Source organism: Lawsonibacter sp. JLR.KK007 (assembly GCF_036941135.1).
In the GTDB taxonomy this organism is placed as follows: domain Bacteria; phylum Bacillota; class Clostridia; order Oscillospirales; family Oscillospiraceae; genus Lawsonibacter.
Genome location: NZ_JAYWSY010000003.1, coordinates 630,052 through 646,732, shown reverse-complemented (window position 1 = coordinate 646,732; position 16,681 = coordinate 630,052). Strand labels below are relative to the sequence as shown.

Below are 16,681 nucleotides of genomic sequence, written 5' to 3'. Positions count from 1 at the left end.
TCAGCGTGAGATTTCATTATGGGAGTGATTGGCGTCTCACGGTGGGATTTAATAGCCGGTACGGGGTAACGGAGTGGGCTTGCCGTATACGGTCGTCACCCAGCGGGTCACGCCCTGGACCCACACACCGTTGTAGGTCCCGCCCACGTCGGCGACGTTGACAAAACTGGAGCCGGGGACCAGACCGGGAAGGGTGATGCAATGGAGCATGGGAGTCTCCACCTGACTAAACCCTCCGGGGACCTGCCCAAACACAAACATGACCTCTGTCACCCGCTCATTGGCCGCAAGGCCCAGGGCGGCGGGACTGGCAGCCAGGGTGTAATTCCGGCTGGTGCTGAGGCTGTCGGCCAGGGTGCGGTAGTCGCCGGTGCTGTTCACTTTATAGACGATCTTATAGGTGCCGGGGAAATTGTAGGTCCCGGTGACTACCTTATCCAGCCGCACAGAGGCGGGGAGGGTATCCCTCCAGTAGAAGGACTGGAGCATGACATTGCTGGTGTTACCAATCCGGGAGAACACATAGCGGACAGGCTGGCCGCTCATGGCCTCCTTGGGCCCGGTCTTTTCGATGGAAACTCCGGTAGACAGGCTCTTGTTGCTGATTTCCAGCCGCACGATCTGTCCAGAGTATTCCAGCACGGCGGTGTAGGTTTCGGTGGACGTGCCATAGTTGGCCGGGGCCTTTGTCTCCCGGATTGTGTAGCGGCCCAGGGGAAGGGCCTTAGAGGACGCGAGGCCGTTGGCCCCGGTGACGATGGTATCCACCTTGTTTCCGGTGCGCTCGTTGTAAATCTCAAAGGTGGCCCCCTCCAGGAGCGTCCCGGCGGGCAGGCCGTTAACGCTGTTGTACTCGGCGGACTTCTTCACGATCTGGATTTGTCCCCGGATGGCGGTATTGGGCCAGGTTATGGTGGTGCAGCCGCCGTACTCCACATAGAAGGTCTTGGGCACGGTGTCCAGGATATAGCCCTGGGCGCACTCCAATTCCCGCACGGTGTACTTACCATCCGCAAGGTCCTTGTCGATAAAAACATAGCCCTCGTTGTCGCTCTCATAGGTGCCGATGGGGTTCCCCTTGCTGTCGGATACCAAGAATTTAACTCCGCAAATCCCTTCTCCGGTGAGGCTGTCCACCTTATGGATAATAGCGCTGCCAGCCTGCCGGTTAGTGATCTCCAGGGTGGCGGTGGAGCCGTCCTTGACCTCTACCTGGTAGGGCTGGCTGTCCAGCCGGTAGCCCTTGGCGGCTTTCAACTCTGTCACCTGATACCAGCCCGTGTCGGCCTGGGGCAGAGAAATAACGCCGCTGCGGTCAGTGGTATAGTTGCCGATGACCTCGCCGTTCAGCTTGCGTATCTCAAACTGGACGCCGCTGATCCGCTCCCCGGTCTCCTCGTCCTTCTTGATGATGGTGAGGCCGCCAGCGGGGGTGTTGTAGAAGCTGAGTGTCTGGACCTCCCCGGACTTGATTTCAATGGACTGCGGGGTGCTGTCCAAAATGTAGCCGTCCAGGGCCTTGGTCTCCTTGGCGGTAATGACAGTGCCGGGGGTCAGCCCCTTGATGGTGATACGGCCCAGCGCGTCGGTCTTGTAGATACCGTTGTTGGGGCCGATGAGGGTGCCGTCGCTGTCAGTAACCAGGAACTCCACCCCGGCCAGCGGAGCGCCCTTGTCCCCCGCGGCGAACTTCTGAATCACCAGCGCCTGGGTGGGGACGTTATAGACTGTCACCGTCTGCGTGTCGTCCGGGTTGACTTCAACGGTCTTTGTGCGGTGTTCCTCCTTAATATAGTAGCCGTCAATGGTCTCGACCTCTGTGATAATCACAGTGCCAACAATACCGGAAATTTTGATCTGGCCGGTGCTGTCTGTTACATACATGCCATTGGTGGAGGTCTTGCCACCGTCCTGGTCCACGTTGGAGCCGTCCGCATAGGTGAGCTTGAAGCAGACACCAGCCAGGGGGTGCTTGTCAATGCCGTCAACCTTATTGATGATAAGATTCCCGGCCCGCTTGTTCCAGAATATCAGCTGAGGGGCCTGCCCCGCTTTGATTTTGATGGTCTTGGGAGTACCGTCCAGCACAAAGCCCTCAACAGTCTTGACCTCCTGGGCGGTTACGGTGGTGCCGGGCTCCAGGCCCTCAATCACAATTTCGCCCTTGGCGTCGGTGTAGAACACACCATCGCTGGGGCCGACCGGGGCCCCGGAGCCGTCCACCACCTTGAAGGCCACGCCAGCCAGAGGTTCATTGGCGGTGCCCTCAATGTACTTGTGGATGGTCAACGTCATTTTCGGGTCATTCTCAAAGGTGAGGTCGTTGCCGCCGTTGCTGCTGCCATTGCCGCCAGAACTGCCGCCGATGTTGCCGACAATCAGACTGTTGCCGGTGCCGTTCTTTACGGTAATAGTCTGCGGGGTCTGGTTCAGCACGTAACCCTCGGGCACTCTGGTTTCAGTGACAATCACTGTGCTGCCGGGAACAAGGCCGCTCACCGTGGCAGTGCCGTCCTTGCCGGTGGTACAGCGAGCCAGGATGTTGCCGCTGCCGTCCTTGACCACAAACTCGGTGCCGGGGACAGGCTTGCCGCTGACAGAATCCAGCTTTTTAATGGTCAGGCTGCACATGGGATCATTGAGAAATACAAGCGTTTGCGTGTCCAGGGGGTTGACGGTGACGGTCTGTGTCTGCGTGGCCGGGTCGATCACATAGCCGGGAGCGGCCTTGACCTCCTTGGCAACGACGGTGCCAATAATACCGGAAATTCTGATCTCTCCCTTATCATCCGTGGTGTAGAGGCCGTTGCTGCTCAGATGGCCGTTGTCATTATCCACGAAGCCGCCATTGGCATAGATCAGCTGGAACTGCGCGCCGGGGATCAGATCCCCGGATACCTTGTCCTTCTTCTGAATTACCAGGGTCCCGGCCCGTTTATTCCAGAATGTGAGCTGCTGTACCTCTCCGCCCTTGATAAGAATGTCTTGGGGAGTGCCGTCCAGAATGTAGCCCTCCACCGTCTTGATCTCACGGGCAATCACGGTGGTGCCGGGCTCAATGCCACTGAGCACAATCTCGCCTGCCTTGTCGGTGTAGTAGCAGCCATCGTCCGGGCCAACAGCGGCTCCGGAGCCGTCCACCACCTTGAAGCACACACCGCTCAACGGCTCGTTCTCGGTGCCCTCGATAAACTTTCGGATAATCAGTGTAGTGCCTGGCTCGTTGTCAAAAATCAGGCTGTTGGAAATACCAGACTTTACTACAATGCTTTTGGGCGTCTCATCGAGGATATAACCAGTGGGGGCCTTGGTTTCCGATACCATGATTGTGCTGCCGGGCTCCAGGCCAGAGACAATTACTGTGCCGTCCGTCCCGGTCTTGTAGATACCATTGGTGGGGCCGACTGTGTGGCCCTCGCTGTCCCGGACGATAAACTCAGCATTTGCCAGGGGTTTGCGGGTCACAGCGTCCCGCTTGGTGATAGTCAGCGTGGCCTTGGGAGTATTGGTGACAATGACCGTCTGCGTGTCACCGTTGGGGCCGATAACCACGTTGGTGCTGGGAGAATCCATGACATACCCTGCCGGGGCCCTGGTTTCAGTCAGTACATAGGCCCCCGGAGCAAGGTTGGAAATGCGAATCTCGCCGTTTGAATCGGTGGTGAACAGCCCGTTCTGCGTGAGGGTGGCGGTGCCGATCACGCCGTCCAGACCAACCTCACAGCCAGCGGCGGTTGTGACCCGGAACTCGGCGCCGGGGAGAGGCTGGCCAGTCTGACTGTCTCGCTTCTGGATAATTAGTTTCCCCCGAGGCTGGTTTTTAAAGGTGAGGCTGACAGTCCGGCCCTCCTTGATCTGAATGGTCTGCGACTGTGTGTCGATGATGAATCCAGCGGGGGCCTTTGTCTCAGTCACAATGACGCTCTTGCCGGGTTTCAGGCCCTCAATGCGGATCTCGCCATGGGCGTCGGTGCGGTAAATGCCATTGCTGTCGCCAATCAGGGTGCCGTCCGCATAGGTCACCTTGAACTCAGCGTCCTGGAGGGTAACAGAGGGATTCACCGAACAGACCTTCCGAATAAGAAGAATCCCGTCCGGTGCATTGTCGAATTTCACTGTGACGACGCTCTGCTTTCCATCGTCGGAAATATAGACCGTTTCGGAGGAATTGATGATGGAATAGCCGTCTGCCGGGTCAATTTCCTCCACGACGTATGTCCCGGCGGTCAGGCCAGTCCAGATACAGGTGCCGTTCTGCCCGGTGGTTTTCTGGCCGATGACGGTGCCGCCTGTGCCGCTGGTGCCGCCCAAAAAGCGGAGCTGGAAGGTGCAGCCGGGCAGGGCCTCATGGGTCACGTTGTCATATTTTTCGACCACGATCCCATTTAACGGCTCATTCTGGAAAGTGAGGGTCTTGCTCTCGCCGCCGTGGAGAATGACCTTCTGCGTGGTGGGCTCCTTCATCTGGAAACCGGGGGCGGGCTCCACCTCAGTGACGGTGTACTCGCCGGGGTACAGCTTCTTTCCTTTTTCGTGTAATCGAATCTCACCGTGAGAATCGGAAATGAAAAAGCCAAAGTCCATAGAGGCGGGAGCGCCGGCGGCCTCGCCGTTGCTGGTGTAGGTCACATGGAACTTGGCCCCTTCAATGGGAGCGCCCGCCACGCTGTCCACCTTGAAAATGGTCAGCTCGGGGGTGCGATGATTTTTGAAGAACAGGGTCTTTTCATCGCCGGGATTCAGGGAGATGGTCTGCACCCGGTCAGCGTCCTTGTCCGGGAGGTAGTAGGGGGCGGGGACATGTTTCTCCGTCACCCGGTAGGTGCCGGGGGTGACGCGCTTGGCAGCCTTGCCGTCCGCTCCGGTGGTCCAGTCGTCCTGATAGTCGTTGTCAATGCCCTTGACCTCAAACACGGTGCCGGGGACAACCGCCCCGGTGTCAGCGTCCGTTTTGGAGAGGGTCAACAGGGGCTTCTTCTCATTCATCAGCCGAAGTTCAGCGGTTTTTCCGGGGGACAGCTCTACATGGTACTCCGTCTTGTCCAGAACATAGTCCGGGAGGGTAGCCGTCTCCACGACGGAGTACACGCCGGGCTCCAGGTCCTCCACGAAGATCTCGCCGCCGTTCGCCGTGGTGCGGTCGATAGAGTGGCTGGCGTCCTCAATGGGGGTGATCTTAAAGGTAACGCCATCCAGGGGAGTGCCGTCCGCACTGGTCTTGATTAGACGGAAACCGGGCTTCTTGGTGTTGGTGAACACAAATTGGGCGGTGTCGTTGGCCTTCAGATGAATAATGCGCTGGGCGTTGTCAATGACGTACCCGGCGCACTCTATTTCAGTCACCTCATAGGAACCTGCGGGGAGGTTAGACAGGTCGATTTCGCCGCTACCATTGGTCACAAATTCCTGCGGGCCAAAGCTGCCATCCACGGCTCGGATACGGAATTTCGCATTGGGGATGGTCTTGGAGGGGTTGGCGCTGTCCACCTTCACCAGCTTCATACCGGGCTTGTTGTCGTTGAAGAACACCAAATCTTTGGTGCCGCCGCCAGCGACAAGTTCTACCTCCTGGTAGCTGGTGTCCAGGATATGGCCCTCGTCGCCGGTGTCTACCTCCATGGCCCGGTAGGTGCCGGGCTCGATGTTGGTCAGGATGATTTCGCCCTGGCCCTTGGTTTCATAGCGGCCGATGGAGGTGCCATTATGAAAAATTTCAAAGGTCACACCGTTCATGGGCTGGTGGCTCTGACGGTCATACTTAACCACGCGAAGCCCTACTTTCGCCAAATTTTTGAACACTAATGGGCCAGCCGGAATGGGGTTGCCGTCCGCATCCAGCTCCAACTTGATTTGCTGGACCTCAGTAGTAGGCAGGTAATTGGGCGGCGGTACGATCTCGGTGACAGCGTACTCGCCGGGCTTGATGTACTTGCCGTCAGCCTCGGTGGGGTCCCACCACTGGATGCTCTCCAGCGTACCGGAGGCGTCGGTATCAAATTCATAGCTGCCATTCACGACAGAATTGAATTTAAAGGTAGCGGGCCCGACGCCAGCGTTGGTGTTAGCGTCCCTCTTGTAGAGGATAGCCTTGCCGGGGGTAGGGGTAGGCGGAGGGTTATCCGGGGGCGGAGGCGGCTCAGTGCCATTGGTAAAGGTCACTTTAGCAACTCCACTGGTGGTAGTAAACTTTTTCGCCGTCATATCGGCGGTGCCGCCGCTGCCAGTGATATCGGTCAGGTCGGAAGAATCGTCCTCTGTTACCTCGCAGCGAAAAGAGAGGTCTGTTTCAAAATCAATGTGGATCGTCTCATTGGCCTTTAACCTGAACTTCAAGCCGCTGCCGGTATCCGTCACTTGGCTGGTACAGTCCGCACCGTTTTTCGTTGCGGAAAAGCTGGTGGGATTTCCGGTTATATACTTTACCGTAAAACCCCATTCCTCGCCAGAGGAAATATCAGAGCCCGCTTTTTTTGTGACTTCCAAAGAGGGGCGGTCAGGCTGTTCGCCTTCAAAATTGAAGGGGGAGAAGATATGCAGGCCGAAAGACCGGCGCTCAGAAAAGATAGTATCCCGAATAGGCCGGGCGTACTGGATGGTGTCCACATAGCTGTCCGTCTCTCTGAAACCGTTGGTGGAGTGAAGTTCCTCCCCGGTGGGGGTGCCGCTTTCATCCAGAGGATACTCCAAAAATTGGTTGTCCTTGCCCTGCCGCATCCAGCGGGCCATGTTCACCATCGTGGACATCTGGTCATAAATGAGCGTATAAGGGCCGCTGCCCTCGTTGTTGTAGAGGCTGTAAGCCATCATCTCACGCAGGGTATAGGCACGGCGCATACCGTCCGGGTCCTTAAAGACGCCGCCTGTCTCTACAATGATCCGGTACTTGGTCCGCAGGTTACCGTCTGCGTCGTGGACGTACTCGGACCAGTTTTCCATTGCTGTATCGGCATCCCAACCATCATTACTTTCATTGGAACTCAGCCGCTTTAACAGATAGAGAAACGCGTCGTTGGCCTTGTAGACCTGATAGAGATTGCCGGGAGTCACGGATTCAGCGTCGGTGCCCCACATGGAGGTATAGTCTCCATTCCTCCAGCCGCTGGACCAGCTGCCGGAGTTACAATGGAACATCTGCTCTTTCTCCTGGTCGGAGATACCGGTCGCCGCCTGAAATTCATCGGCGGTAGTCACCCACCGGCTGTTACTTCCTCCGGTGGCGTCATAGGAGTACACCCCGCCGTTCTCAAAGGAGCCGCCCATCAACTGGGGGGCGTTGCTGCCCTCGCCGTTGTACTGCATGGCGTTGGAGTTGTACCAGGTTATATCGCTGCGGCACTTGTCCACGGACCAGCCGTTGCTCCAAACGACATTCAAGGGAGTACCAATAACATGCCATGTGCTCCAATCCCGTGTATTCAGGTCGGTAACGACGCCCTGGGGAAATTCCAGCAGGGTAAAGCGAAGAAAAGTCCGCTCCGGATCGGTACTCCAGGCCACGTTAGAGGTGCTTGGCTTTTTGCCTCCGGGGCTGCCGGGGTTGTAGGCCCCCACGCCGCCTGTGGGATTGCTGGCGCTTACTCTGGCCGGGGCCCGCCTGACGGTCTGTGGGCAAAACACCGTCAGCGTCACGCTGGGATCGGCACTATAGGCCCGGTCAATGGAGAAGGGCAACTCGTAGCTGAGGTCGCCCAGGCTGTCGTCCGCCGTTTCATACTCCGTCCAGCCGTCGTACTTCTGGTAGGCCACTCCGTCCAGGGTGTAGCTGTGCAGCTGGGCGGGGTCGCCCTTGGCCCGGCTGACGCTCACGGTCTGGCCACTCTGACGGACCACCAGCGTATTGCCACTGGTCATGGCCTCCTGCTGAAGCTGGGCCAACTGCTCGGCCAGACTATAGCTGGCAGGAATAACATATTCAAACCGGGTCAGGCGGGAATTGAACAGTCTGCCGCTGTCCCGGTCATAGCCGATACTGGGGAGAAGGTCGGGCAAATTGACCAGGACATTTTCTTTGTCGATCCAGCCGGTACCGTCCAGGCTGCTCCCTGTCCAGCCGCCGTCGGCAGCATAGCCGACTTTCAGCCGAGTGCCGCCGTTGTCCTCCAGAAGGGCGAAGGGCACAGCAGCGGGGATTGTCGTGACCTGGGCGCTGCCGCTCTCGGTCTTGTAGACGGTCAAGGCCCCATCGCCGCCGTTCCAGGCGGTGGCACCCGCCACATTTACTTCAAAATTGCCAGTGGGTGCGTAGGGATTGGAGCCGCCCGAGGTGTCAGCGGCGAAGGCCGGGGCCGGGAGCATACCAGCGGCCATAATAACAGCCAACAGCCCGGAAACGGCCCGTTTCCAGTGGGCTTTCATACTTTTCAGCATTAAAAAATTCCTCCTTTTGATTTTGGGATAAAAAAGGGCCGCACATAATTCGTGCGGCCCGTGGGTGCGTCATTCTTCATTTATGGGTTGGGGCTGTTCATGCGTGGGATGGGTGGTTTCAGGTGCATTTTATGACCTCCTATTTTTAGCCTGGGTAAGCCATGCGTCTGTGCTGTTTCCGGTGTAGGGGACATTCTCAGGATAGCGGGTCCATACCTCCAGATGATGGCTTTTGCCCTCGCCCCGGTAGCACTCCAGGTTGTCAATATTGCTGTAGGGGCTGGAGCTGTCCGGCCATTGCACAGTTTCACCATGATTGCCGTCTGTGATATGAAATGCGTTTATACTGTTGGGCGTTTCCAATGCAACCGCAACATGCCATATCTTACCGCTGTCATTGCGGACGTAAAACAGGATATCCCCCGGTCTCATTTGGGATAAATCATTCAATTTGCGGCCAGGATTGGCGGTATCACCGAAAATCAGGGAGCTTACCATGCTGGCATAGGCCCCGCAGGCGTAAGTATTGCTGACATGGTAACTGCGCATGATTTTTCCGCTTTCTGTGCTGGGGATTTCGTTTTTGTGGGTGCCTGGGGTTTTGTTAGTCCCCCAGGTGGTGCCGGTGGGCCAGTCCCGTTCGATCTGCCGCAGGAGAGCCAGCACATTTTCCTCGGTGACAGGCTGGCCGTTGGTCAGGTAGCCGGTGCCAGCGCCTTGGGCGCCGGTGGGCCGTTCGCCAATGTAGACGCTGTTGGTAGAGCCGTCGTAACTGACGTTGAAGCCCACGGCCTCGCCAATGTCCCGGAGCTTCACATAGTTGCTGCCGTTGATGGCATAAGCCTCCAGTTGAACGGGAGCGCCGTCCATGTAGAATCGCTGGGTGCTGGGGGTGGCGGTAAGCTGCTGTACTGCCGCATAAGTGGTGGGGACCAACATGGCCCCAGCAATCGCGCCGGTCACAAACTGAACGTATTTCCCTTTCATTTTTGATACCTCCAAAAGTTTATTCAGGAAATGATTTCCTACTAATATTGTATCAAAAACAGGGGATATCGTCAAAAACCCACACAGTTCCAGCGCCAAAATTAAATCTCACGGTGGGATTTGTTCCTATACCTCCACGGCCCGGACACACCAACGGTAGTCCCGTTCATCCCGGACGCAAGTAAACAGTGTGATGCAATTTTCGGTGGTGGCGGCCAACATGGAGTTGTCTGTCTCGCCCACCTTCATCACGCTGGTGACGGAGTAGGTCCGGGTTCCCAGCTTGGTCGTCAAGGTAATGGTGTCCCCCGTGTCAAGCGTGTGGATCTTCCCAAAGTGGTTTGTCACGCCCCGGTTGTGCCCGGCCAGACAGCAGTTGCCGTCCCAAATACTAGTGTTGGTGAAGTGGCCCGCGCCCTTGGCAAGAGCTTTGCTGTCCGTCCCCTGGACCACCTTTACGGTCAAGCCAATGGCCGGGATTTTCAGAGTACCCAGGCTGCCGTTGCTGTAGTAGAGGTCGGAGGTCACGTCGGTAAAGCCAGTGACTTGAGTATTGGCAGTGCTGCCGGTGGTGGGGTAGCTGGAAGTGGGCGCGTCAACCGCCCCAGGTAGAAGCACGGTTCCACCGCCGATGGAGCCGGTCACGGTCCCATTGAGGGAGGGGCTGTTCAGCGGCCCGCCCGCCGCCAGATTGGGCGTCAAATATTCCCCGGAGTTGGGGAGATAGCTGGTGGGCGTCCCGAAGCCGGGCGGGATCAGGGCGCTGCTCTTGCTCCGGTCCACGTTAGGGTCCTTATGCTCATAGATGGTGTCGTCGCTGGTGGGAGCGCCGAAGTCCCCGGTGGGCGGGCTGTCAAAGGTGTACTCCAGGGCGCTGGCAGGGGTGGCGAAGGCCCCCAGCAGACAGCAGAGGGCCAGCAACATGGTCAAGCGTTTTTTCATTTTACATACCCCCGTTTCTTATCTTTCATATATTTGGTCAGTTTCCAGCAGCCGAAGCCAGCGCCGCCCAGCAGCACGGCCAGGGGAAGGACCAACAGGGCCCTGTTCATACCTCCGCCGCTGTTCTGGTCTGCCGGGGCGGAGGGGTCCTGCGGGCCGGGCGAGTTTCGCGTCTCACCGTGAGACGCGAATATGGCGGTGTAAATCACGGTGTCGCCGCTGGTCCTGGATACCTCGCCCTTGTACTCCACGGTGGCGGTGTAGCCGGTGGCATACTTCCCTGTGGCGGTGCCGCTATAGTTGGCGGTGGCGTTGTAGAAGCCCCCGGCCTCCTGCCACTGAACGTCGGCCAGGGTTAGCGTCTGCCCGCCGTCGGTAATGGTCTTGGGGATCAGGGATGCGTCGGCGTCGGACAGGTTGGGATAGCTGCGGGTGGCGGTGACGGTGCGGGAGCTGGTCTGGTATCCGTCCGCCTCTACGGTGATACCGGGATAGTCCGGGGTGAGGGTCCCGGTGTAGCCGTCCTCGGTGGTCACCTCCAGGGCGGGCTCCAGCTGCTGGATGATGGCGGCCACGTCCTTGGTATCTGTAGCCAGGGTGACGACCTCGATGTGGTCCTTGGCGTCTGTCTCAGTTTGGTCATTCTTGATCACATCCAGAAGGGTGTAGCTGCGGCCCTCCCGTTCAAAGTCGGCGGTAGGGATAGCGGCGGGGTCATCCCGGACGGACAGGACATAGACCTTTTCGATCCGGTGGACGCCGTTTTCCTCGCTCTCCCGTACCTCAGCGGGATAAGCGGCGGCCTGATTACCGCCTCCAGTGTCCTGTTCAGCGGCCAGCGCCGAAGCGGGGCACAGGGCCAGCGCCAATATAAGGGCGGCGAGTGCGGGGGCAAAGCGTCTCCATGTGCGTTTCATATGCAAACCTCCAATTTTAGTATAAGGTAGTCCAGCGGGGCCGTTGGCCCCGCTGGACGGTGGGAGGTAAACCGCCTCCCAGGATAGCAAAAGCCGCCGAAAGGCGGCTTTTGGGGTGTGTCCCCTTTCATAGCACAGACGGCGGGGGGCACTGACTGTCAAGGCCCGGCCAGTCCGCAGACTGGCCGGCTCGCGCATGATTGCGAAGCAATCATGCGGCCTTGACTGGCAGGGGTGCCCGCCGTACCCTCCCCAAAGGGGACACGCCCCAGATAGTGCCGCTTTATCTGGACCCGTGACGGCGGTTATTCTGGCGTTCCTGCTGCCGGGGATTGAGCTGCTGGTCCAGGCCGTCCCCAATACTCCGGGCGGTGCCCCGAAGCTGCTCCAGGGCCTCGGCCCGGCTGGAGGGGTCATAGCCATCATAGAACATGCGGACCATTTTGGCGTCCGGGGGGGCGCAGGCCACCCCGAAGCGGCGGCAAACCATATAGCCCACGCTCTCAGAATCCAGGCGGTAAGCCTCCCGCCGGTAGCCCTTGTTGTAGCCCCGGTCATGGGCTCGGGCAAAGGCGATCTCCGTAGCCAGAGCCTTGAAAATCTCCGTGTCGGTGTGGGCCGGGTTGATGTAGATGGTAAAGTCGGCCTCGTTGTAGTAGGCGGCCGCCGAAATTTCTTCATCGGCCGCTATCGCCACAGGGGTCTGATCCATAAGGGCGGCCAGGGCCGCTGTCATTCGGGGCGTCTTATCCTCCAGCGGGGCGGGGGGAATGACGGGCTTGCCGGTGGTCTGGCTGATGTCATAATAATTGCCCATGAAGTAGCCCCGGCGCTTGGGGTCCCTGGGCGGGACGAACACCTTGGCCCCGCTGTTCATAGCGGTGTCCATGACGTACCGGCCCTGCTGGTGCCAAAAGTCGGTGGAGCCGATCCGGGTGGCCCCCGGCAGCTGGTACATGGTCAGGGCCACGTTGCCCACGCTGCACCGGACGTTATCCGCCTGCAAGGTCAGATACTGCTGGTAGCGGTCCGGCTTGGTGGTGATGTCCTCCAGGGCGCTGTCCCGCATATGGGACAGGTTTTCCCGGTCGGCCCGGAGCTGTTCCGTCCGGGCCTGATCCCGGTCAGCCCTGCCCTTGATGATGTCGCTGATACTTGCCAAACAAAATTCCTCCTATCGAATCTTTTCGTGGGTCCTCTCTCTGGTGTGCGTCCCCCTGGACATGGCTTTCAGCCCCTCCAGCCGGGCCCGGACGGATTCAATATCCGTCCCCTCCGGTTGGGAGGGATTCCAGCCACTCCCGTGCTCGGGCGAGGACCTCTCTTGTGGAGCACGGGGGTTCATTTTTTTTGACGGCTCGCCCTCCTGGGCCTTTTGGGGGATGGGGTACTGCATGGCCTCCATGACGGCGTTGAGCTGGGCGGCGTAGTTCTGGTTGGACACGATGTTGACATAGCCGGTATCATTGCCCTTCTTTTGAGCGATAAAGTATAAAATACCGTATTCCTTTGCCAGCTTTTGAAACTGCTTCATGTCCTCCTGCTTCAGTGGGACGACGACGGCGGGGGCGGGGTCACGGGCCAACCGCTTGGCGCTGGTCTTGCCCACCACCTTACTGTCCTGCCGCTGTAGGGCCAGCAGAAGGGCGGCGACATTTTTCAGCCCGGTCCCGGCCAGCTTGACGGCGCTCTCCGTGGCCTGAATACTCTCCTTGACCACCAGATCGGCGGCCTCGGCGTTTACGTCCAGATAAATCACTTCCTCTCAAATTTTATCGTCGGACGGTCCCTGACCGGCCCGCCCTGGGTCCTCTGCTCCTGGTAAAGCGCTGTTTTTTCCCGGATACGGGGTATGTCCGCCTCAATTTTGCCGCAGGTTTTCAACTCCCGGCGCAAGCGGCGCAGCTCCGCATTGATAGCGGCGATTTCCGCTTCCACGTCCTCGCCACCCCGCTTTCTGGCGTAGAGGTCCTTGCGGTCAGCCGTTAGGCCGTCGATCCGGGCTTGCAGGGCCTCGCCCAGTGTGGCAAGCTGGCTGTCGCTGTCAATGCGGTATTTTTGCAGCAAGGAAAATTGCCGCTGATACTGCCGCAGTTTGGCCACATCCGCCCGGACAGCGAAAGAAGGCGGTTTCCGCCTCCGAAGATGCGGTCCGCCCAACAGATACAGATAATACACATATAGAGCACGAAAGCCGTGGAGCTTGCGCCGCTGGCTCTGGCGGTATGTCCGCCTTTTGACGGTGTACCGCTTGGGGACAATGGGCTGTGGCGCTGGCGGTGTGGGTATGCCGCCACTGCGGACAGCGGCCAGCCGTGCCCGGATGTCCGCTTCTGTGTAGCCATTCCCCAGGCTGTCCAGGCGGAAAGCCCGCCTGCCGCCCGGCGGGGTGATGGCGGTGTGCTTGACGCTGGCCCCATACTTCACCGTGTAGCCCTGCCGCCGAAGGGCAACCAGAAAGCTGTCAAAGGTGAAGCTCTCCCGGATGGCGGCGTCGATGTCCTGGCGGACGACTCCCCGGACCGTACCTCTGCCGCTACGCTCGGCCTCCCATTCGGCGTAGTGTCTGCCCTGGCCCTCTGGCTCAATGACGGACAGGCCGTGTTCCCGGCTAACGGTGTTGGAGGTCTCCCGCAGGGTGCCGAAATAGCTTTGAAAATCGCTGCGGTACTTTTTGCCGTCTACGAAGGATACGGAGTTGAACACGATATGACAGTGCAGATGTTCTCTGTCGGTGTGGGTGGAGACAACGGCCTCATAGCGGTCCCCCAGCAGACGGCGGGCGAAGTCCACCCCGGCGGCGTGGGCCTGTTCCGAGGTGACCTCACCGGGGGCATAGGAGTGGATGATGTGGTAGCCCAGCACCCCGCCCCGCTTGTCCCAGCGGCGCTTGGTGGCCTGCATTTCCTGGTGGGCAGATTCCGGGACACAGTTGATCCCCGTCACCAGATTGTGGGTCTTGCTCGGATTCATGCCATAGTCTATGGCCTGGGACAGCGCCGTTTTTTCCTCATTCAGCGCATAATCCAGACAGTGATCCAACCGGCTGCGGATGGTGATGATTTTGTCATAGGCCACTACAGCGTCTCCTTGACCAGCTGCCACGCCTCCCGGACCAGGGAGGCGGCCTGCCGTATGTCGGCCTCGGAAATGCTCTTTTGGGCGTTGGCCCAATAAGCAATCTGGTTGGCGTTGTTGCCGATAGCGGACAGCTCCCGGAGCAAGGCGGCGTAGGTGTCGGGCGGACGGGGGCGGAGTTGGACACCTGCGACTAAAGTACGGATGAACGGGTCAATACCCAGTCCCGCTTTACCTGCCTGAGCTTTTAAGTGTCGGTATTCCTGTTCATTCATCCATACACTGATATGGCGGTTTCGCTTTCGCATGGCATCTTCCTTTCTGATTTGAATTGGCGTCTCACGGTGAGATTTCATTTTAAGCGGCGGCATGGTTCCTGACGATGGAGCCGCTATGTTTCGCGTCTCACGGTGAGACGCCATTATTCGTGGGGGTTTTAGGGGCTTTGCCCCTAACAAGGGTCATTTGTGCTACCAAATGACATACTTGCTGGGACAGCGCCGCAAAGCGGTGCTACTTATAAGAGAACTTGACTTTCAAAGCAGCTAGCCTATAATGAGATTACTTCTACAGTTAAAGGGCGGGTATATGTATGGAATTGAAAGATTGGATAGAATTACTGGTTCCGATTATCACAAATGGAATACTTATTTACCTGTTTCAAAGCCTCTTTAGTAAAAAGTTAGAAAAGAAACAGGGGAAGGCAACACAAATAATTACTATTGTTAGACAATACCAGTTGTTTGCTGAAAAAATCAGCGATCTCTTACAAAACTTTACATACTCTTTGGATGAGACAGAGCAAAACACGATACTGAGCCAAGTGTTTGCTGTTGCTGCAAAAGAATTATTTCCCTATTTTGATAGACACTCAGTAATATTAGAGAATTTTCAAAATATAAATTCTGACACTCTTATTTGTACCAACAAGCTAAGAGATGCTTTATCAGCCCAAAATCGTGAATCAGCTGTAATATACTTGAATGAACTTAATAAACACATACAGATGTTAAGCAATGAATGTGATGCCTATATACTTAAAAAGCTATAACTTGATCACTCCTCTTTGCCATACCGTTCTTTTTGAGTTTGGGGATCATAGTCTGGGGACAGATACTTTTCCTCAAACTCGGCGGGGGTGTAGCTCCCAGCCTCAGTGTCCAGAATCAGGTCGCCGGGGCCGATTTCCCGCTGCGTATCCTGAGCGTAAAGGAAAATCGGGACAGGGGTAAGTACAGTACCCAGGAATTTGCCGCCCGGCTGGATGGCCGCATACCGGGGCTGCTCCGGGCCACCGTCCCCGGCCAGCAGCTCATAGCGGCTCATGCCGGGATGGACGGCCTCCGGGGGGATGGCCTTGTCGGTGAACAGGGCGGGGACACCGAAGATTTCAATTTCCCTCATGCGCTCGAAAGGGTCATAGCTGCTCAAAAAATCACTTCCTTACCGATTTTTTAGTTTTGTATTTCTGCTGTTGCGACTGCTCCGGGGCCTTACGTTCCAATTCAGGTGGGGGTGGCTGGATGGTGTTGATGATCTCCCCAGCGGTGGCGTGGATCACATCCAGGGAGGCTTTTAGCTCTGTCAGCTCCCGGCCCCTGCTCCAACCGGCCACATAGCTGAAGGAGTAGTCGGAGGTGTCGATACCGAAGTGCTGGCAGACCACATAGGCCACGCTCTCAGCCTCCACCTCCTTCTCCCGCCGGGCCTTCTTCTGCTCCTCAGACAGAAAATCAGGATTATGGAGTTTGGCATGGGCGATCTCATGCACCAGTGTCTTGATGGTCTGTACCTGGCTCATACCAGGCTTGATGACAATACGTCCTTCCATGAAGCTGGTGTAGCCCTTGGCGGTGCCGGGAACATGGTCCTGCTCCACGGGGAGAGGAAACAGGGCGGCAAGCCGATCATAAATACCGGAAAAATCGGAAACTTCCCCGGTCAGTTCAGAGACACCGATATTAGGCAGCTCCCGCCCCTCCGTCTGGCTCACATCGAACACGGTGGCAATCTTAAAACGGGTGGCGTTTTCCCGCCGGCGTTCTACCAGCGGCTTACCGTCCTTGCCGTATAGGGGCTGGCCGGTGGCTGGGTCGAGCTTCTGGTACTCCACCAAATGGGTGAATTGACAGGGGGCCAAAATCTGAATGCCCTTTTCACCCCGCTTGACCTGTCGGCCAAAGGTCTTTTTCCAGGTATTGTAACCAGCGACGGTGGATGCCGTGGGGCATTGGAGTAGAATCAACAGGGCGTTCCCAAAGCTGTAACGGTGAAACTTGGACATTGCGGCCAGATACTCCGCATACCGCCCGCTGGCGTATAGTTCCCTGATCCCATTTTCCAGTCGGTTGGTCAGCTCGGCCAGCCGTTCATCTGATATGGCGGACATT

General features: G+C 57.8%; 11 protein-coding genes. 1 reads left to right on the top strand and 10 read right to left on the bottom strand.

The features are described from left to right. Positions 1-48: 48 nt before the first annotated feature. From VV088_RS21360 to VV088_RS21325, 8 genes are all read right to left on the bottom strand, one after another. Positions 49-8,367: a collagen binding domain-containing protein gene (locus VV088_RS21360; protein WP_334602672.1), complete on the bottom strand. Its 8,319-nt coding sequence runs from the start codon at positions 8,365-8,367 to the stop codon at positions 49-51. A 129-nt stretch (positions 8,368-8,496) separates the two neighbouring features. Further along, positions 8,497-9,354: a stalk domain-containing protein gene (locus VV088_RS21355; protein WP_334602671.1), complete on the bottom strand. Its 858-nt coding sequence runs from the start codon at positions 9,352-9,354 to the stop codon at positions 8,497-8,499. 126 nt (positions 9,355-9,480) lie between these two features. After that, positions 9,481-10,296: a class D sortase gene (locus tag VV088_RS21350; RefSeq protein ID WP_334602670.1), complete on the bottom strand. Its 816-nt coding sequence runs from the start codon at positions 10,294-10,296 to the stop codon at positions 9,481-9,483. Beyond that, a complete protein-coding gene (locus VV088_RS21345; RefSeq protein WP_334602669.1) occupies positions 10,293-11,213 on the bottom strand; it encodes a hypothetical protein in 921 nt (306 codons plus the stop codon). Before VV088_RS21345 ends, VV088_RS21350 begins: the two co-directional genes overlap by 4 nt. Positions 11,214-11,496: 283 nt before the next feature. After that, positions 11,497-12,375 (bottom strand): hypothetical protein, encoded by an 879-nt coding sequence (locus tag VV088_RS21340; RefSeq protein WP_334602668.1) that lies wholly within the window; start codon positions 12,373-12,375, stop codon positions 11,497-11,499. A 12-nt stretch (positions 12,376-12,387) separates the two neighbouring features. Then, positions 12,388-12,972: a PcfB family protein gene (locus VV088_RS21335; RefSeq protein WP_334602667.1), complete on the bottom strand. Its 585-nt coding sequence runs from the start codon at positions 12,970-12,972 to the stop codon at positions 12,388-12,390. Then, positions 12,969-14,291 carry a relaxase/mobilization nuclease domain-containing protein gene (locus VV088_RS21330; protein WP_334602666.1) on the bottom strand — a complete coding sequence of 441 codons (1,323 nt, stop codon included), beginning with the start codon at positions 14,289-14,291 and terminating at the stop codon, positions 12,969-12,971. The genes VV088_RS21335 and VV088_RS21330 overlap by 4 nt, the downstream gene beginning before the upstream one ends. Continuing rightward, positions 14,291-14,599, bottom strand: a complete 309-nt coding sequence (locus VV088_RS21325) for a MobC family plasmid mobilization relaxosome protein (protein WP_334602665.1) — start codon at positions 14,597-14,599, stop codon at positions 14,291-14,293. The genes VV088_RS21330 and VV088_RS21325 overlap by 1 nt, the downstream gene beginning before the upstream one ends. Positions 14,600-14,883: 284 nt before the next feature. Here VV088_RS21325 and VV088_RS21320 point away from each other — a divergent pair, with 284 nt between their 5' ends. Continuing rightward, the gene (locus VV088_RS21320) at positions 14,884-15,342 is read left to right on the top strand and encodes a hypothetical protein (RefSeq protein WP_334602664.1); all 459 of its coding nucleotides are present in this window, start codon (positions 14,884-14,886) and stop codon (positions 15,340-15,342) included. A 5-nt stretch (positions 15,343-15,347) separates the two neighbouring features. Here VV088_RS21320 and VV088_RS21315 read toward each other — a convergent pair whose 3' ends face one another. Next, positions 15,348-15,722: an LPD28 domain-containing protein gene (locus tag VV088_RS21315; protein WP_334602663.1), complete on the bottom strand. Its 375-nt coding sequence runs from the start codon at positions 15,720-15,722 to the stop codon at positions 15,348-15,350. Positions 15,723-15,726: 4 nt separating this feature from the next. Then, the gene (locus VV088_RS21310) at positions 15,727-16,680 is read right to left on the bottom strand and encodes an ArdC-like ssDNA-binding domain-containing protein (RefSeq protein ID WP_334602662.1); all 954 of its coding nucleotides are present in this window, start codon (positions 16,678-16,680) and stop codon (positions 15,727-15,729) included. Position 16,681: the final 1 nt, after the last annotated feature.

Bases quoted from the DNA above. Each gene is read 5' to 3' on its own strand.
- VV088_RS21310 (WP_334602662.1), bottom strand. From the start codon at position 16,680: ATGTCCGCCATATCAGATGAACGGCTGGCCGAGCTGACCAACCGACTG.
- VV088_RS21325 (WP_334602665.1), bottom strand. From the start codon at position 14,599: ATGCGAAAGCGAAACCGCCATATCAGTGTATGGATGAATGAACAGGAA.
- VV088_RS21350 (WP_334602670.1), bottom strand. From the start codon at position 10,296: ATGAAAAAACGCTTGACCATGTTGCTGGCCCTCTGCTGTCTGCTGGGG.
- VV088_RS21360 (WP_334602672.1), bottom strand. From the start codon at position 8,367: ATGCTGAAAAGTATGAAAGCCCACTGGAAACGGGCCGTTTCCGGGCTG.
- VV088_RS21355 (WP_334602671.1), bottom strand. From the start codon at position 9,354: ATGAAAGGGAAATACGTTCAGTTTGTGACCGGCGCGATTGCTGGGGCC.
- VV088_RS21345 (WP_334602669.1), bottom strand. From the start codon at position 11,213: ATGAAACGCACATGGAGACGCTTTGCCCCCGCACTCGCCGCCCTTATA.
- VV088_RS21320 (WP_334602664.1), top strand. From the start codon at position 14,884: ATGGAATTGAAAGATTGGATAGAATTACTGGTTCCGATTATCACAAAT.